Consider the following 22,476-nt stretch of genomic DNA (forward strand, 5'->3'; position numbering starts at 1 on the left):
CTCATCGTCTGGCGGTTTGCGCAAATCCGCGGTGATGGCACGGTGAATCCGATCCCGCCGATTTCGGCGCATGACAAGCGTCCGTGCATGTGCGCAAATGCCATCAACTGGCCAGAACCAATGGCCGACGCCGAACAGGAAAACCGATGCAACTGGAATGGCTGGAAGACTTCATTGAACTGGCGCGCACCCGCAGCCTGTCGCGGGCGGCGGAGAACCGTTGCGTGACCCATCCGGCGTTCGGCCGACGCATTCGCGCGCTGGAAGACTGGGTCGGCGCGCCGTTGATCGAGCGCAAGCAGCCGCTGTCGCTGACCCCTGCGGGCGTGCTGTTTCTCGATGCCGCCTCGCAATCGATGGAGCTGCTGCTGGCCGCCCGCGCGCAATTCCAGAACATCGGCATGAACCGCGACGAACCGCTGCGCATTGCCACCGGCCGCACCTTGGCCAGCGGGTTTTTCCCCGACTGGTATCAGTCGCTGAATGAACGCTTCGGCGCCTTCCCGGTGTCGTTGGTCACCGGCGGCGCGCAGGAGGCGATCGTCAAACTCTCGGCAGGCGAGGTGGACCTGCAACTTATCTTTTCCAGCCCCCTGACGCGGATTCTGATCGACAGCGAACGCTTCGATTCACGGGTGCTCGCTCAGGAAGTGCTGTTGCCGGTCAGCGCGCCGGATGCCGACGGCCGGCCGTTGTTTTCGATTCACGCTGACAGCGATGCGTCGAGCATTCCCTGGCTGGGCTTTTCACCGAGCTTGTCCCTGCGCGGAGTATTGGCCCAGCACCTGGCGAAATTGCCCCATCGGCTGGCGCTGAAAATGATTTATCAGGCCGATTCCTACGAAGCGATTCTGGAAATGGCCAAGCGCGGCAACGGTCTGGCCTGGCTGCCCCGCATGGTGGTGCGTGAGGCGCTGGATGCGGGGCAGTTGTTGGTGGCCGGCGGGCCGGAAATGCACATCGGCTTCGACATCTCGCTGCATCGGCTGCGTTCCAACCAGAGCGAGCGGGTGATGCGGATCTGGGAAGGGTTGGCCTGACGATTTGGCTTTGGTGAACCCCGACCCTGTAGGAGCGAATTTATTCGCGAATGATTGTTCAGGCGACGGAGATGTGTTGGCCGGGCTGCCGGTTCGCGAATGAATTCGCTCCTACAGATCTGCGTTTCAATGCACCAATAGTGGGCAACCTGCAAATAATCAACGGGATCGGTCGCTGGCAAACGCCCACGCCATCTGCCCCGTGCCGAACCGGCTCAGGCTTGTGCCCAAACAGCAATTGTTCAATGAGGACCTGTTGATTCACCTTGATACCGGGCCGGACAGTCACGAGGGCAGAGACCTTCGAAAGCTGTGCGGTTGTTTTCACCCATAACAATGACTGCCGTCGAGTTCGCTGCGCGCCTGATGCCTGCGGACATGATCGCCAACTGTGAAACAGACCCGGAAGCCACCTTTCATGACCACCCATTCCTCAACCGTGCATGCGGTATCGACCACCACCCGCCGAGGGCCGTGGAAAGAGATCATTGCCGCCAGCTTCGGCAATGCCCTGGAATTCTATGACCTGCTGATCTACGGCTATTTCGCCGTGGTGATCGGCAAGCTGTTCTTCCCTTCGGACAACGAAACCACGTCGCTGCTGCTGGCGGTGGGCTCGTTCGGCATCTCGTTTCTGATGCGTCCGCTGGGCGCCATCGTGCTCGGCTCCTACGCCGACCGTGCCGGGCGCAAGGCCTCGCTGACCCTGTCGATCCTGATCATGCTGGTAGGCACCGCGCTGATCACCTTCACGCCGTCCTACCAGCAGATCGGCCTGGCTGCGCCGCTGTTGATCATCGTCGCGCGCATGCTGCAGGGCTTCTCCACCGGCGGCGAATTCGGTGCGGCCACGGCGTTCATGGTCGAGCACGCCGAGCCCAGCCGTCGCGGCTTCTTCGCCAGCTGGCAACTGTCCACCCAAGGCCTGGCGACAGTGCTGGCCGCCGGTGTCAGCGCGCTGCTCAGCTACCTGCTGACCGACGCACAGCTGAGCGACTGGGGCTGGCGCGTGGCGTTCGGCGTCGGACTGCTGATCGGCCCGGTGGGTTTCTACATTCGCAGCCAGATCGACGAAACCCCGGACTTCCAGAAAGTCGCCGCCAAGGCCGAGCCCAAGGCGCCGCTGCGCGAGGTGCTGGTCAACGGTTATCAGAGCCTGCTGCTGGCCATCGGTGTCGTTGCCGGGGCGACCGCGTTCAACTACGTGCACAAGCTGTATATGCCGACCTACGCGCTGAAGCAGTTGCAGATCGCGGCCACCTCGTCGTTCCTCGGCGCCCTGGTGACGGGCCTGACGCTGATGATCATGGCGCCGGTGTTCGGCATGCTCTCCGACCGCTATGGCCGCTTTCGCGTGCTGACCCTGGCGCTGCTGATCACGGGGCTGTCGTCCTACCCGATGTTTGTCTGGCTCAACCACTTCCCAAGCGTATCGACGTTGCTGCTGGTGCAGGCGGTGGTGGGCGTGTTGATCGCTGCGTCCCTGGGGCCGATTCCGGCGATGCTTTCCGACATTTTCCCCACCCGCATTCGCGGCACCGGCCTGGCCCTGAGTTACAACTTTTCGGTGACGCTGTTCGGCGGATTCGCGCCGTTGATCGTGACCTGGATGATCGACGCCACCGGCAGCAAGCTGGCGCCGAGCTTCTACGTGATCGCCACCTCGCTGGTCAGCGTCATCGCCGTGATCGTTCTGGGACGGCGCATGCGTAACCGCCAGCCGGCCTGATTCTTTCGTTAACCCATTGCCTGTTTTTGCCGTGCCCTGTGGGTAGCGGCCTGCGTATGCCATTGTCTGCTGGAGACTGAAATGAAGACCCTTGAGCAAGTCCGCGCGTCCCTCAAACCCTACCCTGTAGAGGTGGAGTTCCCCGATATCCGTCGCTGGCAGAGGGGCAGCGACGGGGTCGATTACGTGCACACCTTCGACAGCGGCGTGGCCGGGCCCCACGTCATGATTATGGCGCTGACCCATGGGAACGAAGTCAGCGGTGCCATCACCGTGGATGCCTTTCTGGCCCGTGGCTTGCGTCCGCTGCGGGGCCGCCTGACCCTGGCGTTCGGCAATGTCGAGGCCTATCACCGCTTCGATCCGCAGAACATCGACGCCACCCGTTACCTGGACGAAGACATGAACCGGGTCTGGCTGCCGGAAAAGCTGGCCGGGGATCTGGACTCGATCGAGCTGCGTCGTGCCCGCCAGTTGCGCCCGGTGGTGGACAGTGTCGACCTGCTGCTGGACATCCACTCGATGCACGAAGAGGCGCCGCCGGTGATGATGTGCGGCGCCCAGCGCAAGGGCCTGGATTTCGCCGCGTCCCTGGGCGTGCCGCAAACCGTGGTGGTGGATGCGGGGCACGCCAACGGCCGCCGGCTGCGCGATTACCAAGGCTTCAATGACCCGGCCAGTGCCCGCAACGCCTTGCTGATCGAAACCGGGCAGCACTTCTCCCGTCGCAGCCGCGAAGTGGCGCTGGACACCGCCGCGCGGTTTCTCGTGACCACCGGCACTGTGCGTCGGGAGGATGTGGCCGAGTTCATCCTTGCCGAGCCCGTGCAGCCGCAGCGCTTTCTCGAGGTGACCAGCGCTGTGGTCGCCAGAAGCATGGATTTCAGTTTCGTCGATGACTTCCGCGGGCTGGAGGTGATCGAAAAGGCCGGCACAGTGATCGCCCATGACGGCGACATGCCGATCGTCACACCTCACGATAATTGCGTGCTGGTGCAGCCTTCGTTGCGGCATCTGGGGGTTGGGGTGACGGTGGTGCGGTTGGCGAAGATTCTGGATGTGGCGCCGGTGCGGTTGACGTTCTGACCGTTGGCGTACGGGTGCGAGGTGTACGCAGATTTCTGTTCGCCCCAATCCCGTAGCAGTCCGGCTTGCCGGCGATGCGCATTCAAGCGCACCGCCGTGTGGGCCCGTGGTCATCGGTCACGCCGAATGCGCAACCTCACACCGCTCCACACCTTGGCGCCGCTGCAACGCTACCAGCGCCAGCCCTGCCAACCCGGCGATCACCGCCGCCAACGCACCAATGGCGAAGTGAATCCCGGCCAGATCGATCAGATAACCGGTCGCCACCGGAATGATCCCTGCCGGCACGTATCCGCCCATGTTGAAGATCGCGTTGGCCTCGGCGCGGCGCTTTGGCGCGACGCTGCGGGCGATCAGGGTCAGGCCGCCCAATTGGCCGAAGCCCTGGCCGGCACCGGCCAGCAGCGCCGCAGCCACCAGCCACACGGGCGATCCCAGTTGCAGGGCTGTCCACAGGCTGGCCATCGCCAATATGGTCATCACGCCGCTCAGCAGAAACACCTGATGCATGCTGCGTTTTTTCGCTGCGAACTGCACCGCCACGGCGGTCAGGAACATCGCGAAGGCCATGGCCCCGGCGATCAGCGGGCTGTTGGCGTGCAGCAGGCTGGCCAGCATTTTCGGGCCCAGCGCCAGGACGAAACAGGTGGATGTCAGGCCGGGGCCGAAGAACGACACGCCCTGAGCGACGATCCCGACATGTTCGCGGGCCAGCGAAGGCAGTTTCGGCCGAAAGCTTCCAGTGCCCAGTTTCACGCCGGGCTGACGCAGCACCACCAGCAAGGCCAGCAGCAACAGCACGATTTCGCTATCGAACACCCAGTCAACGGGCGCGGCGACGTACTGCGCAATCACACCGGCCAGCAACGGCCCGGTGCCTGCGCCCAGCACCATCGACACCGAGGCGATCAACGAGGCGAAGGGTTTGCGCGCTTCGCTGGCGTGCTCGACCACGTTGGCCATGCCCGCCGAGACCACGATGCCGACGGAAATCCCGCTCAAAAGCCGCGCCAGTATCAGGATCGCGACGCTGTTGGCGTACTCGAACAGCACGGCCGCGACAATCGCAATCAATACCCCCGGCACCAGCAGCGCCTTGCGGCCCAAGTGGTCCGCCAGCTGGCCGGCCACCGCCAGGGTCAGCAGCAGGCCGAGGATGTAGAAGCCGAAGATCACGGTCAGGGTGCCGGAGCCGAAGCCCAGGCCCTGCTGCCAGTGGCTGTACAGCGGGGTGGCGGCGTTGGACAGAATGAATACCGCCGTGACGATCCATGCGGCCCTGAAGATGGGCAAGTTTCCTTTATCTCGGGGTTGAGCGTTCATGGCAAAAGCCTCTCATCGATTTCTCTATTGCCGCCGAGGATAGAGAGCACGATGAGCGGAGAGAATTGGCCGGTGGCGCATACGCCATGTGAAAAATTTCACAGGTCGGAAGGCGAGGCCAGGCAGTCGATCAGAAAATCCAACACCACGCGGATCTTGCCGGCGTTGCGCAGGTCCTCGTGATAGGCCAGCCAGACCGGCAGGCTCAGCGCGGTGTCGCAGGCCGGGGCGCGCTTGAGCCGGTATTCGCGGGCAAGAAACGCAGGTAGCAGCACCAGCCCGCCGTCGCCGGCTGCGGCCTGGGCCTGCACGCGCAAGTCGTTGCTGGAAATCGCCAGCGGCCGGCCGTCCAGATGCCCGCGTAGCCATTGTTGCTGTACTGAATGCTCCATGCTCTGGTCGTAGCCGATGAACTCGTAGTCGGCACGCTCACGGGTTTCCAGGTAACGTTCGCTGGCGTATAGCGAGAAGGGCAGGTCGGCCAGGTGTTTGGCTACCACCTGGGCTTCTTCGGGCCGCGCGTAGAGCAGGGCGACGTCGGTTTCCTTGCGTGCCAGCGAGGCGATGGATTTGGAGCCGACCATGCGCACCGCAAGCCCCGGGTACCGCTCGCGCAGCCTGCCGATGTTTGGCGCGATCAACGTCGCGAGAAAGGCCGGAGGCGAGGAAATCACCACTTCGCCCTCGATGCGGTCATGCTCGCCGCCAGCGAAGCGCTGCAGGGCGAACGAGGCGCTGGACATCTGCTCGGCGAACTCACCGACCCGCACGCCATCGGCCGTCAGCTCGTAGACCCGGCCGCGACGGTCCACCAGTTTCAGCGCCAGCGCGGCCTCAAGCGAGGCGATGCGCCGCGCCACGGTGGCGTGCTCGACGCCCAGTGTGCGTGCTGCGGCAGCGAGGCTGCCTTCGCGGGCGAAGGTGGAGAAGAAGCGCAAATCGTCCCAATCGAACATGGTTGGGCTAATCCTGAAGGCGAGGGCGGGGCGTTCACCTTAGCAATTCGAGCCCGGTGGCAGAAGCCGGTATGATGCGCGGGTTCAGCTTTGATCAGGATTTCCATGTTCACCATCACCCGCCTTGAAAACACCCCGCCCGAATCGATCGAGAGCCAGATCACGCAACTGGTGATCGATCATGTGACGGACATCAGCGTGGTCGGCATCGCGCCGAGCAACCCGCTGTACCCGCTGTATCAGTTCGGCGTGGGCCACGAAGTGCATCAGTACCTGCAGGCGATGGACGGCTCGCGAGGGATGCCGGTGGAGCTGATCGTCGCGCTGGATGCCGAGGATCCTGCCGTGGTGTTGGGCTTTTTGTTGTACCTGCCGGTCAAGGATGATCCGCAAGCCTGCTCCGTGGCCTATATGGCGGTGCAGGCCAGCCGGCGCAGGCAGGGCATCGCCCGGGCGATGCTGAGCGCCATGACCGCGCGTTACCCGCACGCGGAACTGGCGTGTTTCATCAACAAAGTGTCGTACTTCGAGGCGATGGGCTTTCAGGTGTTGGCGGCCCGGGGGCCGCAGGTGTTGATGAACACCCGCGACCATCAAACCGAGGGCCTGGTCGCGGTGCTCGACGTGGCGCCGATCTACAGCTCAGTGGAGGTGCGGCAGATCCACGCCTACCTGCTCAACCAGCACGGCAAGCGCGCGATGACCGACGCCGAAAAACAGCGTGATCGGCACATGGACCAGATGACTCGTCAGGCGCGGGTGTTCGTATTGAACCGCCTCCACGGCCAGGTTTGACTCGTGTTGCCTGAACTATCGCTTTCGCCACCAAGGCGGCTCCCACGGGTACCCAATCGGTCATAACTTTGCGCAACGCCGCTGAACTGTGGGAGCCGGCTTGCTGGCGAAAGCGGTGTGTCAGTCAATGCATCGCTGTCTGACACATCGCATTCGCCAGCAAGCCGGCTCCTACACGCAATCCAGGTCAATCATCAGCGAATCTGCTCCGCAAGATCGATCCCGCCCGGCTGTCGGCTCCACATCTCCAGCAGGAAATCCGGCTCTTCATGGCGCAACGTGCGGTGCAGGCGCAGGCGGGCGTTGAGCAGGCCGTGGGCTTCGCGGCCGGTCATCGCGCAGCCGTCGATCGGCTGCAGCCAGTGGCAGGCCAGCACCGCACCATCGGGCGTGAGGCTGCCCAGCAAGCGGTCGATCACTTCGATGAAGGACGCCGGCGTCAGGTAGTACGCCCACTCGCTGATGACGATCAGATCGAACTCTCCCTGAGGCCAGTCCTGTGGCAGCCTGCCTTGTACGACTTTGGCTCTGGAAAAGCGTTTCAAGCGCTTCACTGCCAGTTCAACCGCGCGCGGGCACAGGTCCATGCACAGCAGGCTGTCGCAACGTGGCGCCAGGGCTAGGCTCAATTCGCCGTTGGCGCACCCCGGCTCAAACGCCCGTGTGTAGCGCTGACGGGGCAGGGCGGCGAGGGTCAGGTCGCGTTTACGCTGCTCGTACCAGCGGGTTCGGAAGGCCCACGGATCGTCGCTGTCGGCGAACAGCTCATCGAAATAATCGGCAGGCAGGCTCACAGGAACACCAGTTCGAACGGCTGCAGCAAGCGGTCCAGCGTGCCGGCGGCGAGCACTGGACCGGCGCCTGTGCTGGCATCGCTCTGCAACTGCGTGGCATGAGCCTCGATGGCCCAGCGTTTGCGCCGCTGCTGTTCGTCGTTGAGCAACACCTTGCGCGCCCGGGTCCAGGGGATTCGCGGATCGTTCGGCTCGGCCCAGTGCCAGGCCCAGACCGGGATCTCCAGCAGCGTCGCGCCGGTATTGGCCGCTGCCTGGGCCGCGCAATGGCCCACCGCTTCGTGATCGCAATGGCCGTCGTGGCGCCAGGTGGTGAGCAGTACGTTGCCGGGACCCAGGTCCTCGGAGAGCAGGGCGATCAGCGACTCGGAGCGCTCGGCCACCTGACCGTCGGCCAGCCCCAGGCGCTGCCAGCACAGGCGCGACACGTCGAAGCCGAGGCGCGAGATGGCCCGCTCGCTCTCCTTGCGCCGCTCCACGCGCAGCCTCATCTGTGGCCATTGCGGCGAATCCGGGTGGCTGGCTTCGCCATCGGTGACGGAAATCAGTTGCACGTGATCCTGTCGCTCGACCATCCCTGCCAGCAACCCGCCACAGGCGAGGATCTCATCGTCCGGATGGGGCGCCAGCACCACCAGGCGCGCGCCGGTGGGCACCAGTTCGGCGAGGGTGATCGGGCGCACGCCATGCAGCGCCGGGCTCGCCTGCCACTCGGTGAGCGGCGTGCCGGACACGCCGAAGGGTTTGGAATCGTTGACTGCCATGTTCATAGCGACCAGCCCTCCGTTTTCTGTTCGGTCAGCGCCTGGCCCAGTTGCGCCAGGTCCCGCTCGGCGTGGCTCTGGCGAATGAACACCGGCAAGTCCGCCGCCAGCCGGGCAAAGTGTGGATCGCGGCAGAAAGGCGTGGCACCCAGGGCGCGGCCTACGTGCCGGCACACCTGCTCCACGGCCATTTCCACCTGCGCGCGTAGGCGCTGCACGGGGTAGTGCGCGTCTTCTTTGGGGTGGGCATCGATCCATGCCGCGCATTCACGCAGCGCCGCCGATGCGCCACAGAGTGCAGCGTCCACCGCGCCCAGATGCGCATCGGAATGCGGGTCCAGGCGATGGCCGCGATGGGCGTCACGCAGCACCTTCGCCAGCGCTACGGCAGCGCCGTACCAGGCTGCCGCAATGCCAGCACCACCGTGCCAGAAGCCGGGCCGCCCCAGATAGGCGCCCGGTGCGCCGACGGCATGGCCGACCACACCGTCGAAATGCACGTCAGCGCTGGCGGTGCTGGCCATGCCGACGGCCTGCCAGCCTTGTTCATCGATGCTGATGCCCGGGCTGTCCAGGCGCACCGCCACCAGTTGCCGACTGTCTTCCGGGCCCCAGGCGGTCAGCAGTGCGTAGTCGATCTGCTTTGCTCCCGAGCACCAGGCCTTGTGCCCGCGCAGCAGCACTTCGTCGCCCTGTTGCTGGACGATCGACACCCGCGCATCGGGCGGTTCGGCAGCCCAGACGCCCCAGATGCCCGGCAGGAAAAACGGATTGAACGACAGCTCGGCGAGGATCGCCAGCGCGTCGGTGTGGCCCTCGTACAGCTTGAGCAGCGCCAGGTCCGTACCCGCCACCGTCGCCAGTTGCCGCCAGCGCTCCAGCGTCTGGCCGCTGCCGGGCAAGGGCAACTGATCCAGGCCCTGGGTGATGCACTGGCGCATGGCCTCGACCAGTGCCTCAGCGCTGGCGGGCGGGTTGGGGCGCCGGGCGAAGTCGGCCAGCAGCGCGTCGAGGTTGGGTGTGTGATCGCCCATGCCTTGCGTTCTCCCTGAAATGCCCTGTGGGGTTGTGCGCCTGCGTTCCGAGCAGGCGGCTATTGGGTTCGGCAGTGGCCGCGCGGCGGGGTTCCGCAAGATTTCCCATCGAATCAGCCTGGCTGATAGAGCTGCGCGGTTTTGTCGCACCCGACAGTCCGGCCCCGTTACATGTCCCGTGGCGCAAGCAGGTAGAATGGCGCCCCATGAAATTCGTCCGAACCCACCAATCGCTCATTGCCTGGATGCTCTACGGCGCCATCCTGTTCAGTGGCCTTGTGTGCAGCCTCAGCCATGGGCAGATGCTGCGGGCGTTCAATCAGGCCAGTGCCGCGGCCGAGTGCAGCGCTGAGCAGGGCGCGGCGGGCAAGCACGGCCAGATGGACATGGCGCAGATGGGCGATCACGCCCAACTGATGAAACTGTCCATGACCGACTGCGCCTTCGCCGGCAGCCTGGCCTTGGCGCTGGTGTTCTTCATCGGCCTGGGCTGGCTGGCGCGCACCTCACGCAAGCGCGTGCCGCGTTCGGACTACCTGCTGCGCAAACCGCCGCGATCCCTCCTGCCCGCGCTTTCGCCCCAGGCGCCCTGAGCCTGTCGCGAAACCTGCTGACTGTTTGGCGTCGCCCGCCGTGGTTTTTCACAACCTGGCCGGGCGATCAAAGGCTGGCGCCAACGCTGGCCGCTGCTTCAGAGAGTTCGTCACATGAATGATGTTTTTAGCCGCCGTCAGGTCCTGACCGGCATGGGCGTGCTGGGCCTGGGCCTGCTCGCCGGCTGCGATGGTTCGACCACGGCGCTGGATTTCAAGTACGGCAAGGATCTGTCCAACAAGATCATGGGCCGCACCTTCAAGCTCACCGACACCCAGGGTGAGGTCAGGACGCTGTCCAGTTATCGCGGCCTGATGCCGATGGTGTTCTTCGGCTTCACCCAGTGCCCGGCGGTGTGCCCGACGGCGCTGGCCCGCGCGGCGCAGATCAAGAAGATCATGGGCGAGGACGGCAAGACCCTGCAGGTGATCTTCATCACCGTCGACCCCGAGCGCGACACCCCCGAGATCCTCGACGCCTACGTCAAACAGTTCGACCCCAGCTTCGTCGCCCTGCGCGGCACGCTGGAGCAGACGCAGCACGTGGCCAAGGAGTTCGGCGTGTTCTACGAGAAAGTCCCGGCCGGCAACACCTACACCATGTCGCACACGGCCACCAGTTTCGTCTTTGACTCGCGCGGCAACCTGCGCCTGGGCCTGTCGCCATCCTTGTCCGCCAAACAATGCGCGGAAGATCTGACCACTGTCATGGAGGTCTGCTGATGACCGCTCTGTTTTGCAAATCGGTACTGGCTGTTGCTTTGTTGGCGGGCCTGAGTGTGTCGGCCATGGCGCAAACCCGCGTCGACGATGCCTGGGTGCGCACGACGGTGCAGGGGCAGCCTTCTTCGGGGGCGTTCATGCGGATCACGGCGGATACCGACAGCAAGCTGTTGAGTGTGAGCTCAAAGGTGGCTAAAGACGTGCAGATTCACGAGATGAGCATGACCAATGACGTGATGCGCATGGGGCCGGTGGATTCGGTGGCGCTGCCGGCGGGCAAGGCGGTGTCGCTGGACCCGGACGGGTATCACGTGATGCTGATGGGCTTGACCGGGCCGATCAAGGAAGGCGATCAGGTGCCGTTGACGCTGACCATCGAGAATGACAAGGGCGTGAAAGAGACGGTGCAGGTTTTGGCGCCGGCTCGGGGTATGCAGGATTCGATGGGGATGGGGCATGATCATGGGGCCATGCACTGAGGCCGGTTTGATCTTGGCTTATCGACATTTCGTGCGGTTTGCATATCCGCTGATTGTGTTGGTGCTGAGAGGGCCTGCCTAACGGCAGGCTTGTTTCGGCTTCGCCGAGTTACTTGGAAAAGACACCCAAGTAACCAAGGTGTCTTGCTCCTGGTTTGGGTCCTCCTTCGTCGGACTTCCTTCATTCCGGCCTCGCTCCGTGGGCCCGGCGCGAATGGGCCATCCATGGCCCCGCGCCTCGCGCGGCATCCTGCCGCTTGGCCCACTGCGCGAGACCTCCATTCAGCCTGCACCCAAGTCGCGTTTTGTGGTGTCTGGGCTGTCGCGCACGAAGAGCAAAAACAAGATCAACGGCAACGGCAACGGCAACGGCAACGGCAACGGCAACGGCGTGGTGGTATGCGATCTGCTTTTGATTCTGCCCTGAGGGCGTGGGAGCAAGCTTGCTCCGGGCCGCGATCGGACGATCTGGCGCGAAGCGGCAGTAAAGTCAGGCGACCTGGCCGTGTCAGGTAAATCGCGTGCACAGGATTTACTGCCGCTGCGGTCGGACGCGACCTCGGGCGACCGCCGGCAAGCCGGACTGCTACGGTGGGTGTTGTTCGCGCGATCGGGATTTGGAGCAAATGAATGGATTGCTCAGGCCGTAAGAAAATTAAATCCGGTGTGTCAGTTACCGGAACCACCGAGCAGTTTCAGTTCGGTCAGTTCACAAAAACAGGGTCGTAGCATCTCGAATCCGGTACGTTCTCCGAATTCGTAATGTGAGGAAACGGCACCTGCCAGCATGTCTGCGAACTGCAAGTGCAGGCTCTGGCTGCTGTCGATCGGGTGATAATTCAATCGGGTATCGACGTTCTTTTCGAATAGAAGCTGAATCTTCAGGTATTCCGGCAGGCTGTTGCCGCTTTGCTGTTTGATCGTTCTGGGGTCCGGGACCAGGCGAATCGCGCTATGGCGTGCCATTTCTTCGATCAGCAATTCTTTGGTCATGTAGTTGTAGAGCAGGTTGCCGTCGTGGCGCAGGTGCTCGGCCACATGGCCTTTGTTGACGATAATGGCGCGGTACTGGATCTCAGGCTGTTTACGTTTCAGGGAGACTGCCGCTTGCGAGAACGCGAGCCGCGCCTTGATGCCCATATCCGTCCACTTTTTTTCGCGTCGAGTACTCCAGCCAAAGCGGTCATAGAGTTGGCGAATGGTACGGCTGATGTGAACGTCGAGTTCATTCGATGCGCCGACGCAGGCGATCACCAGGAACCGGCTGGAGCCGCCCGAGGTGTAGGGTTGGTGCAGGGACCATCCCAGATCGCCGCTTTCGTCCATATAAAAATTCAACGCGAAATCCGTTTCACATGGGCAAAAAAATAGCCCCTGCAAGGGGCTATGGGAATAGTTGGCGGTCCCTGAGGCCGGCGCCGCTTAGAGCGTGCTTACGAGGCGCCTGCATGCGGCACTTCGCGGTGATTCAGGATTTACCCACCTGCGGAATGGAAGGCTACCGGATCTGGAAACTGAGTCAACCCGGCGTTACAAGTGTGTCAGCGATTTGGAGCAGACAAGAGTCGTAGGAAACTTCGCTGCCCATTTACCCACCCGTCATATTCATGAACCGCACCACCTGCACATCATCATTGATCTCGAAGTTATGCCGATAAGGCTTCAACTTCATCGCCTCGACAATCGCATTTTCAAGCTTGTGCGGCTGCCCCGGATTGGCCCGCAAAACCGCCTTGAGGTCAGCAGAATGCTCGTTGCCCAGGCACAGCAACAGCCGACCCTCCACCGTGACCCGCACGCGGTTGCAGGTGGCGCAGAAGTTGTGGCTGTGGGGGGAGATGAAACCGACGCGGATGTTCGGCGCCTCGGCCAGGCGCCAGTAGCGCGACGGGCCCTGGGTTGATTCGGTGGAGTTGATCAGGGTGTAGCGCTCGGCAATGCGCTCGCGCACCTGGTCGCTTGAGAAGAACGACTCGGCGCGGCTGTGTTCGCTGATCACCCCCAGCGGCATTTCTTCGATGAAGGTGATGTCCAGCCCGCGATCGATGGCGAAGGCCACCAGGTCGTTGATCTCGTGATCGTTGCGGCCCTGCATCACCACGCAGTTGAGTTTGGTGTGGGTGAAACCGGCGGCGTTGGCGGCGTCGATGCCGGCGATGACCTTGGAAAGGTCACCGGTGCGGGTCAGTTGCTTGAAACGCTCAGAGTCGAGGCTGTCCAGGCTGATGTTCAGGCGCTTGAGGCCGGCGTCGAACAGCGGCGCTGCGAGTTTTTCCAGCTGCGAGCCGTTGGTGGTCATGCACAGTTCGCGCAGGCCGGGCAGGGCGGCGATGTTCTTGCACAGGCCGACGATGCCGGCGCGCACCAGTGGCTCGCCCCCGGTCAAGCGGATCTTTTTGGTGCCCAGGGCGACGAAGCGTTCAGCGATCTGCTGGATTTCTTCCAGTGAGAGCACCTGCTGGCGCGGCAGAAAGGTCATGTCCTCGGCCATGCAGTACACGCAGCGAAAATCGCAGCGATCGGTCACCGAGAGGCGAACGTAATCGACTTTGCGTGAATAACCGTCTATCAGGACTCGATCTGACATGGTGCATCTCGATAGCAAAACGTGGCAGCGCCAGGGGCTGATCAGGTGGCGATGATCGCAGCATTTTCGCGATTCTGCGAAGGCCATAACCGCTGTGTATATAGGCTATGTGATACGCCTGCCGAGGCGAAAATGCACGCGTTGTTCGAACACCCTCAATGGCACGCACGCTACGGGCCGACCCGGACAGCGTCAAATCGCTTGTTCTGATGAGTTGATCGACGCTGTCTATCATAAACCGGTCAGGCGTCGTCGGTTCGATCGCGATTCATGCTGCGTTCATAGCGCGCCAGCAGCGGCTGGATGCTGATGCCGTGCAGCAGAATGCTCAGGGCCACCACCGAAAGCGTCAGGCTGATGGTGGTCTGCAGGCTGTCGGCGGGCAAGCCGTGGGAGAGCGCGTAGCACAGGTAGAACAACGAGCCGATGCCGCGAATGCCGAACCAGCCGACCAGCGCTTTCTGTGGTCCGGTCAGGAGGCTGCGGCCTATCAGCAGCCAGACGCTCAGCGGCCGAATCACGCAGAACAGCGCCAATCCCAGCGGCACTGCGCGCCAGTCCCAGTACAACGCAATGGCCGCGCCGAGCAGGGTGATCAGCAGCACTTCCATGGCCCGCTCCACCAGGCTGCCGAATGCCAGCATGTCGCCCATCATCACCCCGGCGGCCAGCTGCGACTCGCTCAGTTCGTCGTGGCGGGTGACGGTGGCGGCCTGGGGGTCGCTGTCCATGTGCCCGAGCACGGGTTTGGCCACGTGTTCGGCAGGCACCTCGGAACCGGTGGTCCTGACCTCGGCGTGGCGCAACCCCAGGCCCGCGGCGAACACCGAGAGAAAGCCGAAGGCGCCCAGCCCTTGCGCGACGACGTAGGCCATGGCGATCAAGGCCAGGGCCAGGTAATCGTTGGGCGAGGTGGTGCTGTCGGCGTTGCGGATGCGCAGGTAGATCATCAGATGCCCGACGCCGCGCCCCAGGCCGTAGCCGATCAACAGACCGACCGGAACGCCCCAGAGGATGTTGTGCAGCAGCCAGCCCTGCACCCAGGAGAAGTCGCTGGCGCCGTGGCCCAGGTACAGCAACGCGAAGATCACGAAGGGAAACGCTGTTCCGTCGTTGAGCCCGGCCTCGCCCGAGAGGCCGAAGCGCACCCGGTCGAAATCCTGGGCATGGGTGACCTGGACCATGCCCGCCAGCACCGGGTCGGTGGGCGAGAGCATGGCGCCCAGCAACAGAGCGATGGCCCAGGGCACTTGCAGCAGGTAATGGGCGACCAGCGCCACACCAACGATGCTGACGAGCATCACCGGCACCGCCAGCAGATACGCCGAATGCCAGGCTTTGCGGTTTAACGGCAGGCGCAGCTTGATACCGGTGCTGAACAGGGAAAACAGCACCGCGACTTCCGTCAGCCGCTCAAGCCAGTGACGTGCTTCGCGAATATCCAGTTGCACCAGTTCCAGGCCCCAGGGGCCGATGCCCGCGCCAAACGCCAGGCATACCGCCGAGGTGGTCACCGGCAGCCAGCGCAGGTAGGAAGAGGTCAGCGCCAGCAGCATCAGCAGGACGCCGAGCACGGTCATGCAGAGAATGAAACTCATCCGGCCTCGTCGGGGTGTGAGGTGGGGGTGTTTCTTCTGTGACTGTGGGGGTGGGGGATAGTTGAAAGAAAAGTGCAGGGCAGCGTCTTGTGCTTCCTGGACCGAACCGTAGCAGCACGGCTTGCCGGCGGGAGCGTTTTCAAGATCGCCCCCGCCGGCAAGCCGTGCTGCTACGGAATGTGCATTGGCCGGACTACCGCTCGATCGTCCGGCTCCAGCGGGCATTCCACTCCGGGCGGATCTGGTTGACCTGGTCCCAGTCGATGGTTACCGCTGTTTGCAGGTACTGGTTCATCGCCTCCACCTGGCCGCGGGTCCTGTCGCTGGTCGGGGTTTTCGGGTTGGACGGGATCTGGTCGCCCAGTTCCAGCGCCGGGGCCTGGGCTTCGGGCGTCAGCAAAAATTCGGCGAGTTTCTGCGCCAGTTCCGGCTGGTCGTTGTTGGCAATGGTGCATTCGGCCACGTTCAGCACCACGGCGCCTTCCTTGGGCGGGGCGTATTCCACCGGAACGCCCTTGAGTTTGAGGGCAGTAACCTGGGTCGGCGTGAGTGGGAACAGCGCCGCCTCGCCGGTCTGGACCATTTCGGAAATCTTCGCTGAGCTTGCGATGTATTCCAGTACGTTCGGGCCGACGGTCTTGGGCCAGGCCTTGAAGCCCGGCTCGACGTTGGTTTCGTCGCCGCCCTGCAGGCGGTTGAACATCAGGAAACCGTGCAGGCCGAAGGTGGACGAAGCCAGCGACTGAAACACCAGTTTGTCCTTGTAGCGCTTGTCGGCCATGTCGGCCCAGGACGTGGGGGCGCTCCAGCCGTTCTCCTGGAACATCTTCGTGTTGTAGGCCAGGCCCGTGACGCCAAGGCTCACTGCCACGGCTTCATCCTTGATCTTGCCCTTGGCCGGGATGTCGGCCAGGGTCGCGCTGGGCTGCAGCTTGCCGCACAGGCCCATGGAAATCGCCCGGTACATGATGCCGTCGTCGAGGAACATCACGTGCATCTGCGGGTTGTCCTTGCTGGCCTGGACCTTGGCCAGAATGTCCGACGAGGTGCCCGGCACGATTACCACCTTGACGTGGTTGGCCTTCTCGAACGCTGGCAGCACCTGATCGGCATACAGCCGCTCCATGGTGCCGCCGTTCATGCCCAGGTAAAGGGTCGGTTCGGCGTGAGCGGGCAGGGTGACCAGCGCTGCGGCCAGCGGCAGGCAAGCGCCGCAGGTCAAGGCGAAGCGTTTGACGATGTTCATGACGACCTTCCTCTGAGCAGGGGGATGACGTTGCTCGTGCCCACCGGAGCGGGCGCGGCAGTTGGAATGGAGAGCGGTGTTTGTGTCGTTGCAAAGCGGCCGATGGAAAACGGCGTCAGGGCAATGTCCGATTTCCCTTGGCAGACGATCTGCGCCAACGCTTCGCCTGCCGCCGGGCCGATCTGAAAGCCCGAGCCGGCAAAGCCGAAACCGTGCAGCAAACCCGGCTGGGTGCTGCTTTCGCCCAGCACCGGTTCTCGGTCAGGCAAATAGCCTTCGGTGCCGCTCCAGGTGCGGATGGCCTGGGCGCCCGCCAGAGGCGGATACAGCTCCACAGCGTTGCGCAGGATTTCCAGAATGGCCGCCTGGCCGGGGCGTGCCTTGGTCGGGTCAAGTGCAAAGCCCTGTCCGCCGCCGAGCACGCAGTTGCCGCGAGCGACCTGGCGGGCATAGATGCCGCCGCCTTCGACTCCGGTGCTGACGTCCATGAACATCGGCAGCGGCTCGGTCACCAGCATGGCCGGGTGGCCTGTGCGCATCGGCACCGGCTCGCCGAACTGTTCAGCCAGTGCCGCGGCCCAGGCGCCGGCGCAATTGAGCAGCCACGGCGCGCGAAAAAGCTGGCCGCTGGCGGTACGGACAGTGAAGGCCTGACCGTCATGCTCGACTTCGATGACCTTGGCCTGTTCGAACACCTGGGCGCCAGCCCGGCGCGCTGCGTGGGCGAAGGCCGGTGAGACGATACGCGGGTTGGCGTGGCCGTCGTCAGCACACAGCGAGGCACCCACCGCCACATCGCCTGCCCAGGCAAAGCGTGCGCGCAACTGGGCGCGATCGAGCAATTGCAGGTCCAGGCCGAAACCCCGGGACGCCTGCTCATAGGCCACCAGCGCCGCCATGTCCTTGTCGCTACGGGCCAGTTTCAGGTGCCCGGAACGCAGGTACTCGCCGTCGATGCCGATCAGGTCCTTGAGGTTGGCCCAGATACCGTGGGCCCGTTGTGAGAGCGGTAATTGGGACAAGGGGCGGCCCTGACGCCTGACGCCGCCGTAGTTGACCCCGCTGGAGTGCGAGCCGAAAAAGTCCCGCTCCAGCAGCACCACACGTTTTCCGGCCTTGGCGAGGAACAGCGTCGCCGAACCGCCGACAATTCCGCCGCCGATGACAATGGCGTCCACTTCGATGGGCAGGCTCATTGCTCGGTCTCCAGACGCGTTTCTATTTCCAGGCCAAAGGGCAGCGGCTTGATCGGCGCCTGGGCGCGCAAGCGTCCGACGCTGGCAATGTCCCGGCCCGAGGCCTGGGCGACGATCTCGCTGGCGGCCAATCCACACATGCGTCCCTGGCAGCGGCCCATGCCCACCCGGCACATGGCCTTGACTCGGTTCACTTCCCAATTTCCTTGGGCGACGGTCTGGCGGATGTCGCCTGCGCTGACCTCTTCGCAGCGGCAGACAATCACGTCATCCGGAGCTTTCGCGGCCCAGTCCTGAGGAAACGGAAACGCCGTTTCCAGCCCGTGACGAAAGCGTTCGATGCCAGCGAGGCTGTCTTGCAGCACCAGGCTGCGGGCCTGATCGACCTGATGGCCCATGTCATCGAGCAGCGTCAGCGCCGCCAGTTCACCGGCCATTTCCGCGGCATCGGCGCCCATGATCCCGGCGCCATCGCCCGCCAGATAAACGCCGTCGACACTGCTGCGCCCGCAGGCGTCGCGAGTGGGCAGCCAGGCACGGTTGAGCGGGCTCCAGGTGAATTCGCAGCCCAGAAGATCGGCCAGCTGGGTTTCGCTGCGCAGGGCATGAGCGAAGGCCACGGCGTCGCAATCGAGCCGATGCGTTGAAGAACCGCGTTGCCAGCTCACGCCGCTGACGCGCTGTTGGCCCTCGATGCTGTGCAATTGCACGCCCTGATGCACCGGGATGCCATGGGCCGTGAGCCATGCGCGGTAATAGACGCCCTTGGCCAGCGTTGCAGGCTGCCCGAGCAGGGCGGGCAGGGCGCGGGTCTGAGCCGACAGCGGTGCGCTGTCGAGCACCGCCAGCACCTTCGCGCCGGCCTTGGCGTATTGATACGCCACCAGATACAGCAGCGGCCCGCTGCCGGCGAACACCACGCGCTCGCCAATGGCGCAGCCCTGAAATTTCAATGCGATCTGCGCCGCCCCCAGGCTGTAGACCCCCGGCAGCGTCCAGCCCGGCACCGGCAGAATGCGGTCGGTGGCGCCAGTGGCGACGATCAGCTTTGTATAAGGCACCTGAGCGGCCACGCCGTTGGGGCCGTCGCCGAACGCCAGTGTGTCGAGGCTGCTGTCTTGCGCATTCCACACGAGGGTTTGCGGGCGGTAATCGATATCGCCGTGCAGCCGGTCGAGGGTCGCATGAACCGCCTGCGCTTTCGCCGCTTCAAAGCCATACAGCGCCTTGGCCGGACGGGTGAAGTTCTCGGGCTGACGGCGATAGATCTGCCCGCCGCCGCGCAGGCCTTCGTCGATCAGACAGGGTTGCAGGCCGTAGGCGACCAGGGTCTGGGCCGCGCGAATGCCCGCCGGGCCTGCGCCGACGATCACGATCTGGCGATTGCTCATAGGTTGCGCCCCGGCTCGCGATGCACGCAAAGCCCAGGCTGCAGCAGGGTCGAGCAGGCGCGCACCCGGCGGCCATCGCCCAACTTCACCCAGCAATCCTGGCAGGCACCCATCAGGCAGAATCCGGCCCGAGGCTGGGCGCTGAAGTCGCTGCCGCGCAGGTGCTCGCCAGCAGTCAGTACGGCAGTCAGCAAGGTGTCGCCCAACAACCCTTGGGCGGGGTCGCCGTCCAGGGTGAACGGCAGGACCTCGCGGTCGGTTTCTGCCAGTCGTTTCAGCAATGCCATGGCGCTCTCTCTGTCAGGCAAAAACGCAAATCGAAAAGGGTCATCAGTGTTTGCCCACCAGCACGCGGTCCAGGCCGTAGACCCGGTCGAGGATGATCATCGTCGCGGCGGTCAGGGCGATCACCAGCGCGGACACGGCGGCCATCATCGGGTCGATGGATTCGGTGGCGTAGACGTACATGCGCACCGGCAAGGTCTGGGTCGAGGGCGAGGTGACGAAGATCGACAGCGTCACCTCGTCGAAGCTGTTGATGAACGCCAGCAGCCAGCCGCCGGCAACGCCGGGCAGGATCATCGGCAGGGTGATCTGGCGAAACAGGGTGAAGCGGCTCGCGCCCAGGGATTCAGCCGCCTGCTCGGCGCTGCGGTCGACGCCAATGGCCGCGGCGATCACCAGCCGCAGCACGTACGGCGTGATCACCACCACGTGGGCGAACATCAGCCAGACGAAACTGCCATTGACCCCCATTAGCGCGAACAGCCGCAGCATCGCCACGCCCAGCACCAGATGCGGAATGATGATCGGCGAGAGAAACAGGCCATTGAGAAAGTTGCGCCCGGGAAACTGATAGCGAGTGATCGCCAGCGCCGCAGGCACCGCAATCAGCGTCGCCAGAGTGGCCGCGACCACCGCCAGGATCAGGCTGTTATAGAAGGCCTGAATGAAGTCGGCGCGCTCGAAAACGGCGGCGAACCAGCGGAGGGAAAAGCCGTGCCACGGCAGGCTCAGGGTGTTTTCCGGGGTGAATGCCACCAGGCACACCACCACCAGTGGCGCCAGCATGAACACCACCACCAGGGCATGAAAGGACAGGGCCAGAGGGCCGTTCTTGGACATCGGTCATTCCCCCAGGGATTTTTTGTAGCGGCCTTCCACCAGCCGGTTCCACGACAGCATCACCAGCAGGTTGATCAGCAGTAGCGCCACCGCGATGGTCGCGCCCATGGGCCAGTTCAGCTCCGACAGGTATTGGTCGTAGACGGTGGTGGCGACCATCTTCAGGCGCCGCCCGCCCAGCAGGCCGGGAATGGCGAAGGAGCTGGCCGACAGGCCGAACACGATCAGCGTGCCGGACAGCACTCCGGGCATGACCTGGGGCAGCACCACTTGGCGCATCACCGTGGCCTGGCTGGCGCCCAGCGACAACGCCGCCTGTTCGGCCGAGCGGTCGAGTTTTTGCAGCGAGGTCCAGACCGGAATGATCATGAACGGCAGCATCACGTGGACCAGCGCCAGCACCACCGCGAACGGCGTGTACAGCAGTTTCAGCGGGCGCCCACCGAGGGCCTGGATCGCCTGATTGACCAGGCCGTCGGCGCCCAGCAACAGGCTCCAGCCAAAGGCCCGCACCACCACCGAAATCAGCAGCGGGGTGAGGATCAAAATCAGGAAGATCGAGCGCCACGGCGTCCCCATGCGGCTGAGCACGTAGGCCTCCGGCACGCCGATCACCACGCACAGCAGGGTGACCAGCGCGCTGATCCAGAAAGTGCGAAAAAAGATCTCGTAGAAGTACGAGTCGCTGATCAGGTTCAGGTACTGGGCGAAGGTCCAGGCATCACCCTTGACCCCGACTTCGTAGTCGAACACGTTGAATGACAGCACCAGTGTCAGCAACAGAGGCAGTATCAGAAGCCCCACGAACAACGCCAGCGCTGGCGTGGACAACAGATAGCCGCGACCGCTGTCACGTAGAACGCCCGCGCCACTCATGCCGGCACCTCGTCGCTGGTCAACACACGGAGCAGCTCTGCCGGCCAGTCCAGGCCCACCGCCGCGCCTTCGTCGAGCGGCGCTTCGCCGTCGTTGCGGCGCACCACGGTCAGCTCGCCAATCGGCGTCTCGATCCGGTACAGCCACTGGCTGCCGAGAAAGTAACGGGTGACGATGCGCCCCTGCAGGCGCCCTGCACCGGCGTCGACCAGGTCGATCTTTTCCGGGCGCAGGCTCAGGGTCAGCTCGCCGTTGCCTTGCGGCTCGCAGACCTGCGCCGCGCCGCAGTCATCGCGTTCGCCCTGCAGCAGGTTGGCCTTGCCGACGAACCCGGAAATGAACCGCGTGCGCGGGTGTTCGTAGAGTTTGTAGGGCTCGTCGATCTGGGTGATGCGCCCGGCCTGCATCACCACCACGCGGTCGCTGATCGACAGCGCCTCGGCCTGATCGTGGGTGACCATCAGCGTGGTGATGCCGACTTCACGCTGGATACGGCGGATCTCGAACTGCATTTCTTCGCGCAGATTGGCGTCCAGGTTCGACAACGGCTCGTCGAGCAAAAGCACCGGCGGCTCGATGACCAGCGCCCGGGCCAGTGCCACCCGCTGGCGCTGGCCGCCGGACAGCTCGCGGGGATAACGCTCGGCGTGCTGGTCCAGACGGACCAGCTCCAGCACCCGAGAGACCCTGCGCTGAATGTCGGCGGCCGCCACCTTGCGCATCTTCAGGCCGAAGGCGACGTTGTCGCGCACGGTCATGTGGGGAAACAGCGCGTATGACTGAAACACCACGCCCAGGCCGCGGCTGGCGGGTTTGGCGTGGGTGATGTCGCGCCCGTCGAGCAGGATCTGCCCGGCGCTGACGTCGACGAAGCCGGCGATCATTTGCAGGGTGGTGGTCTTGCCGCAACCGGAAGGGCCGAGCAGGGAAACGAACTCTCCCTTGGCCACCGACAGGTCGCTGGCGACCACGGCGTCGACTGCGCCGTAGCGCTTGCACAGTGCTTTCAGTTGAAGAAAAGCCATGACTGCTTCCACCTTTGTTGTCGTGCATGCCGCAAGGCACGCGTTTTTTGTGGGCAGATGCGAAAGAGAAAACGTGCGTGTACCGCTTGGACGCTGGCGCTCGATCGGTGTCGGCT

At 64.0% G+C, this 22,476-nt stretch carries 23 protein-coding genes; 8 read left to right on the forward strand and 15 right to left on the reverse strand.

Translation table 11 applies throughout. The annotated features are described in order from the left end of the window. Positions 1-146 precede the first annotated feature (146 nt). From AC1MEK_RS13935 to AC1MEK_RS13945, 3 genes are all read left to right on the forward strand, one after another. On the forward strand, positions 147-1,040 hold the full coding sequence (locus AC1MEK_RS13935; RefSeq protein ID WP_480396865.1) for a LysR family transcriptional regulator: 894 nt from the start codon (positions 147-149) through the stop codon (positions 1,038-1,040). Between the two features lie 418 nt (positions 1,041-1,458). Then, a complete protein-coding gene (locus AC1MEK_RS13940; RefSeq protein WP_480396866.1) occupies positions 1,459-2,769 on the forward strand; it encodes an MFS transporter in 1,311 nt (436 codons plus the stop codon). Between the two features lie 81 nt (positions 2,770-2,850). Next, positions 2,851-3,855 carry a M14 family metallopeptidase gene (locus AC1MEK_RS13945; protein WP_480396867.1) on the forward strand — a complete coding sequence of 335 codons (1,005 nt, stop codon included), beginning with the start codon at positions 2,851-2,853 and terminating at the stop codon, positions 3,853-3,855. Positions 3,856-3,972: 117 nt separating this feature from the next. Here AC1MEK_RS13945 and AC1MEK_RS13950 read toward each other — a convergent pair whose 3' ends face one another. Continuing rightward, on the reverse strand, positions 3,973-5,148 hold the full coding sequence (locus AC1MEK_RS13950) for an MFS transporter (protein WP_480396868.1): 1,176 nt from the start codon (positions 5,146-5,148) through the stop codon (positions 3,973-3,975). 128 nt (positions 5,149-5,276) lie between these two features. Beyond that, a complete protein-coding gene (locus tag AC1MEK_RS13955) occupies positions 5,277-6,134 on the reverse strand; it encodes a LysR family transcriptional regulator (RefSeq protein ID WP_480396869.1) in 858 nt (285 codons plus the stop codon). A gap of 105 nt (positions 6,135-6,239) precedes the next feature. Here AC1MEK_RS13955 and AC1MEK_RS13960 point away from each other — a divergent pair, with 105 nt between their 5' ends. Beyond that, positions 6,240-6,929 (forward strand): GNAT family N-acetyltransferase, encoded by a 690-nt coding sequence (locus AC1MEK_RS13960; protein ID WP_480396870.1) that lies wholly within the window; start codon positions 6,240-6,242, stop codon positions 6,927-6,929. 194 nt (positions 6,930-7,123) lie between these two features. On the opposite strand, the gene AC1MEK_RS13965 is transcribed toward AC1MEK_RS13960, so the two are convergent. Genes AC1MEK_RS13965 through AC1MEK_RS13975 form a run of 3 tightly spaced genes read right to left on the reverse strand, consistent with a single transcriptional unit; the run spans position 7,124 to position 9,521 of the window. Next, positions 7,124-7,723, reverse strand: coding sequence for an SAM-dependent methyltransferase (locus AC1MEK_RS13965; RefSeq protein WP_480396871.1), 600 nt, complete (start codon positions 7,721-7,723; stop codon positions 7,124-7,126). Next, a complete protein-coding gene (locus AC1MEK_RS13970) occupies positions 7,720-8,487 on the reverse strand; it encodes a PIG-L deacetylase family protein (RefSeq protein ID WP_480396872.1) in 768 nt (255 codons plus the stop codon). The genes AC1MEK_RS13965 and AC1MEK_RS13970 overlap by 4 nt, the downstream gene beginning before the upstream one ends. Positions 8,488-8,489: 2 nt before the next feature. Continuing rightward, the gene (locus AC1MEK_RS13975) at positions 8,490-9,521 is read right to left on the reverse strand and encodes an acyl-CoA dehydrogenase family protein (RefSeq protein ID WP_480396873.1); all 1,032 of its coding nucleotides are present in this window, start codon (positions 9,519-9,521) and stop codon (positions 8,490-8,492) included. Positions 9,522-9,727: 206 nt separating this feature from the next. On the opposite strand from AC1MEK_RS13975, the gene AC1MEK_RS13980 reads away from it, so the two are divergent. From AC1MEK_RS13980 to AC1MEK_RS13995, 4 genes are all read left to right on the forward strand, one after another. Next, the gene (locus tag AC1MEK_RS13980) at positions 9,728-10,114 is read left to right on the forward strand and encodes a DUF2946 family protein (RefSeq protein WP_480396874.1); all 387 of its coding nucleotides are present in this window, start codon (positions 9,728-9,730) and stop codon (positions 10,112-10,114) included. A gap of 114 nt (positions 10,115-10,228) precedes the next feature. Further along, entirely contained in the window at positions 10,229-10,837 is a 609-nt protein-coding gene (locus AC1MEK_RS13985; protein ID WP_480396875.1) for an SCO family protein, read from the forward strand. Beyond that, entirely contained in the window at positions 10,837-11,316 is a 480-nt protein-coding gene (locus AC1MEK_RS13990) for a copper chaperone PCu(A)C (RefSeq protein WP_480396876.1), read from the forward strand. The genes AC1MEK_RS13985 and AC1MEK_RS13990 overlap by 1 nt, the downstream gene beginning before the upstream one ends. Positions 11,317-11,530: 214 nt before the next feature. Beyond that, positions 11,531-11,743, forward strand: coding sequence for a hypothetical protein (locus AC1MEK_RS13995; protein ID WP_480396877.1), 213 nt, complete (start codon positions 11,531-11,533; stop codon positions 11,741-11,743). 242 nt (positions 11,744-11,985) lie between these two features. Here AC1MEK_RS13995 and AC1MEK_RS14000 read toward each other — a convergent pair whose 3' ends face one another. From AC1MEK_RS14000 to AC1MEK_RS14045, 10 genes are all read right to left on the reverse strand, one after another. Next, a complete protein-coding gene (locus AC1MEK_RS14000; protein WP_480396878.1) occupies positions 11,986-12,642 on the reverse strand; it encodes a DUF3800 domain-containing protein in 657 nt (218 codons plus the stop codon). 262 nt (positions 12,643-12,904) lie between these two features. Beyond that, positions 12,905-13,903 (reverse strand): GTP 3',8-cyclase MoaA, encoded by a 999-nt coding sequence (gene moaA / locus AC1MEK_RS14005; RefSeq protein ID WP_480396879.1) that lies wholly within the window; start codon positions 13,901-13,903, stop codon positions 12,905-12,907. 242 nt (positions 13,904-14,145) lie between these two features. Continuing rightward, complete coding sequence (locus AC1MEK_RS14010) at positions 14,146-15,501, reverse strand: cation:proton antiporter (RefSeq protein ID WP_480396880.1); 1,356 nt, start codon at positions 15,499-15,501, stop codon at positions 14,146-14,148. Between the two features lie 193 nt (positions 15,502-15,694). Then, positions 15,695-16,747, reverse strand: coding sequence for an ABC transporter substrate-binding protein (locus tag AC1MEK_RS14015; RefSeq protein WP_480396881.1), 1,053 nt, complete (start codon positions 16,745-16,747; stop codon positions 15,695-15,697). Continuing rightward, a complete protein-coding gene (locus tag AC1MEK_RS14020; RefSeq protein ID WP_480396882.1) occupies positions 16,744-17,943 on the reverse strand; it encodes an NAD(P)/FAD-dependent oxidoreductase in 1,200 nt (399 codons plus the stop codon). Before AC1MEK_RS14020 ends, AC1MEK_RS14015 begins: the two co-directional genes overlap by 4 nt. Next, positions 17,940-19,334 (reverse strand): FAD-dependent oxidoreductase, encoded by a 1,395-nt coding sequence (locus AC1MEK_RS14025; RefSeq protein ID WP_480396883.1) that lies wholly within the window; start codon positions 19,332-19,334, stop codon positions 17,940-17,942. The genes AC1MEK_RS14020 and AC1MEK_RS14025 overlap by 4 nt, the downstream gene beginning before the upstream one ends. Next, on the reverse strand, positions 19,331-19,621 hold the full coding sequence (locus AC1MEK_RS14030; protein ID WP_480396884.1) for a (2Fe-2S)-binding protein: 291 nt from the start codon (positions 19,619-19,621) through the stop codon (positions 19,331-19,333). The genes AC1MEK_RS14025 and AC1MEK_RS14030 overlap by 4 nt, the downstream gene beginning before the upstream one ends. Before the next feature lie 43 nt (positions 19,622-19,664). Next, positions 19,665-20,459, reverse strand: coding sequence for an ABC transporter permease (locus AC1MEK_RS14035; RefSeq protein WP_480396885.1), 795 nt, complete (start codon positions 20,457-20,459; stop codon positions 19,665-19,667). 3 nt (positions 20,460-20,462) lie between these two features. Then, entirely contained in the window at positions 20,463-21,335 is an 873-nt protein-coding gene (locus tag AC1MEK_RS14040) for an ABC transporter permease (protein ID WP_480396886.1), read from the reverse strand. After that, positions 21,332-22,360 carry an ABC transporter ATP-binding protein gene (locus AC1MEK_RS14045; RefSeq protein ID WP_480396887.1) on the reverse strand — a complete coding sequence of 343 codons (1,029 nt, stop codon included), beginning with the start codon at positions 22,358-22,360 and terminating at the stop codon, positions 21,332-21,334. Before AC1MEK_RS14045 ends, AC1MEK_RS14040 begins: the two co-directional genes overlap by 4 nt. Between the last annotated feature and the right edge of the window lie 116 nt (positions 22,361-22,476).

Source organism: Pseudomonas sp. 2 (assembly GCF_056627435.1).

What these genes read in the sequence shown, in the direction of transcription:
- AC1MEK_RS14015 (WP_480396881.1), bottom strand. Translation starts at nt 16,747, where the DNA reads ATGAACATCGTCAAACGCTTCGCCTTGACCTGCGGCGCTTGCCTGCCG.
- AC1MEK_RS13960 (WP_480396870.1), top strand. Translation starts at nt 6,240, where the DNA reads ATGTTCACCATCACCCGCCTTGAAAACACCCCGCCCGAATCGATCGAG.
- AC1MEK_RS13945 (WP_480396867.1), top strand. Translation starts at nt 2,851, where the DNA reads ATGAAGACCCTTGAGCAAGTCCGCGCGTCCCTCAAACCCTACCCTGTA.
- AC1MEK_RS14045 (WP_480396887.1), bottom strand. Translation starts at nt 22,360, where the DNA reads ATGGCTTTTCTTCAACTGAAAGCACTGTGCAAGCGCTACGGCGCAGTC.
- AC1MEK_RS13990 (WP_480396876.1), top strand. Translation starts at nt 10,837, where the DNA reads ATGACCGCTCTGTTTTGCAAATCGGTACTGGCTGTTGCTTTGTTGGCG.
- AC1MEK_RS14000 (WP_480396878.1), bottom strand. Translation starts at nt 12,642, where the DNA reads ATGGACGAAAGCGGCGATCTGGGATGGTCCCTGCACCAACCCTACACC.
- AC1MEK_RS13940 (WP_480396866.1), top strand. Translation starts at nt 1,459, where the DNA reads ATGACCACCCATTCCTCAACCGTGCATGCGGTATCGACCACCACCCGC.
- AC1MEK_RS14035 (WP_480396885.1), bottom strand. Translation starts at nt 20,459, where the DNA reads ATGTCCAAGAACGGCCCTCTGGCCCTGTCCTTTCATGCCCTGGTGGTG.
- AC1MEK_RS13975 (WP_480396873.1), bottom strand. Translation starts at nt 9,521, where the DNA reads ATGGGCGATCACACACCCAACCTCGACGCGCTGCTGGCCGACTTCGCC.
- AC1MEK_RS14020 (WP_480396882.1), bottom strand. Translation starts at nt 17,943, where the DNA reads ATGAGCCTGCCCATCGAAGTGGACGCCATTGTCATCGGCGGCGGAATT.
- AC1MEK_RS13935 (WP_480396865.1), top strand. Translation starts at nt 147, where the DNA reads ATGCAACTGGAATGGCTGGAAGACTTCATTGAACTGGCGCGCACCCGC.
- AC1MEK_RS13980 (WP_480396874.1), top strand. Translation starts at nt 9,728, where the DNA reads ATGAAATTCGTCCGAACCCACCAATCGCTCATTGCCTGGATGCTCTAC.
- AC1MEK_RS14025 (WP_480396883.1), bottom strand. Translation starts at nt 19,334, where the DNA reads ATGAGCAATCGCCAGATCGTGATCGTCGGCGCAGGCCCGGCGGGCATT.
- AC1MEK_RS14030 (WP_480396884.1), bottom strand. Translation starts at nt 19,621, where the DNA reads ATGGCATTGCTGAAACGACTGGCAGAAACCGACCGCGAGGTCCTGCCG.
- AC1MEK_RS14040 (WP_480396886.1), bottom strand. Translation starts at nt 21,335, where the DNA reads ATGAGTGGCGCGGGCGTTCTACGTGACAGCGGTCGCGGCTATCTGTTG.
- AC1MEK_RS13985 (WP_480396875.1), top strand. Translation starts at nt 10,229, where the DNA reads ATGAATGATGTTTTTAGCCGCCGTCAGGTCCTGACCGGCATGGGCGTG.
- AC1MEK_RS14010 (WP_480396880.1), bottom strand. Translation starts at nt 15,501, where the DNA reads ATGAGTTTCATTCTCTGCATGACCGTGCTCGGCGTCCTGCTGATGCTG.
- AC1MEK_RS13995 (WP_480396877.1), top strand. Translation starts at nt 11,531, where the DNA reads ATGGGCCATCCATGGCCCCGCGCCTCGCGCGGCATCCTGCCGCTTGGC.
- moaA (WP_480396879.1), bottom strand. Translation starts at nt 13,903, where the DNA reads ATGTCAGATCGAGTCCTGATAGACGGTTATTCACGCAAAGTCGATTAC.
- AC1MEK_RS13970 (WP_480396872.1), bottom strand. Translation starts at nt 8,487, where the DNA reads ATGGCAGTCAACGATTCCAAACCCTTCGGCGTGTCCGGCACGCCGCTC.
- AC1MEK_RS13955 (WP_480396869.1), bottom strand. Translation starts at nt 6,134, where the DNA reads ATGTTCGATTGGGACGATTTGCGCTTCTTCTCCACCTTCGCCCGCGAA.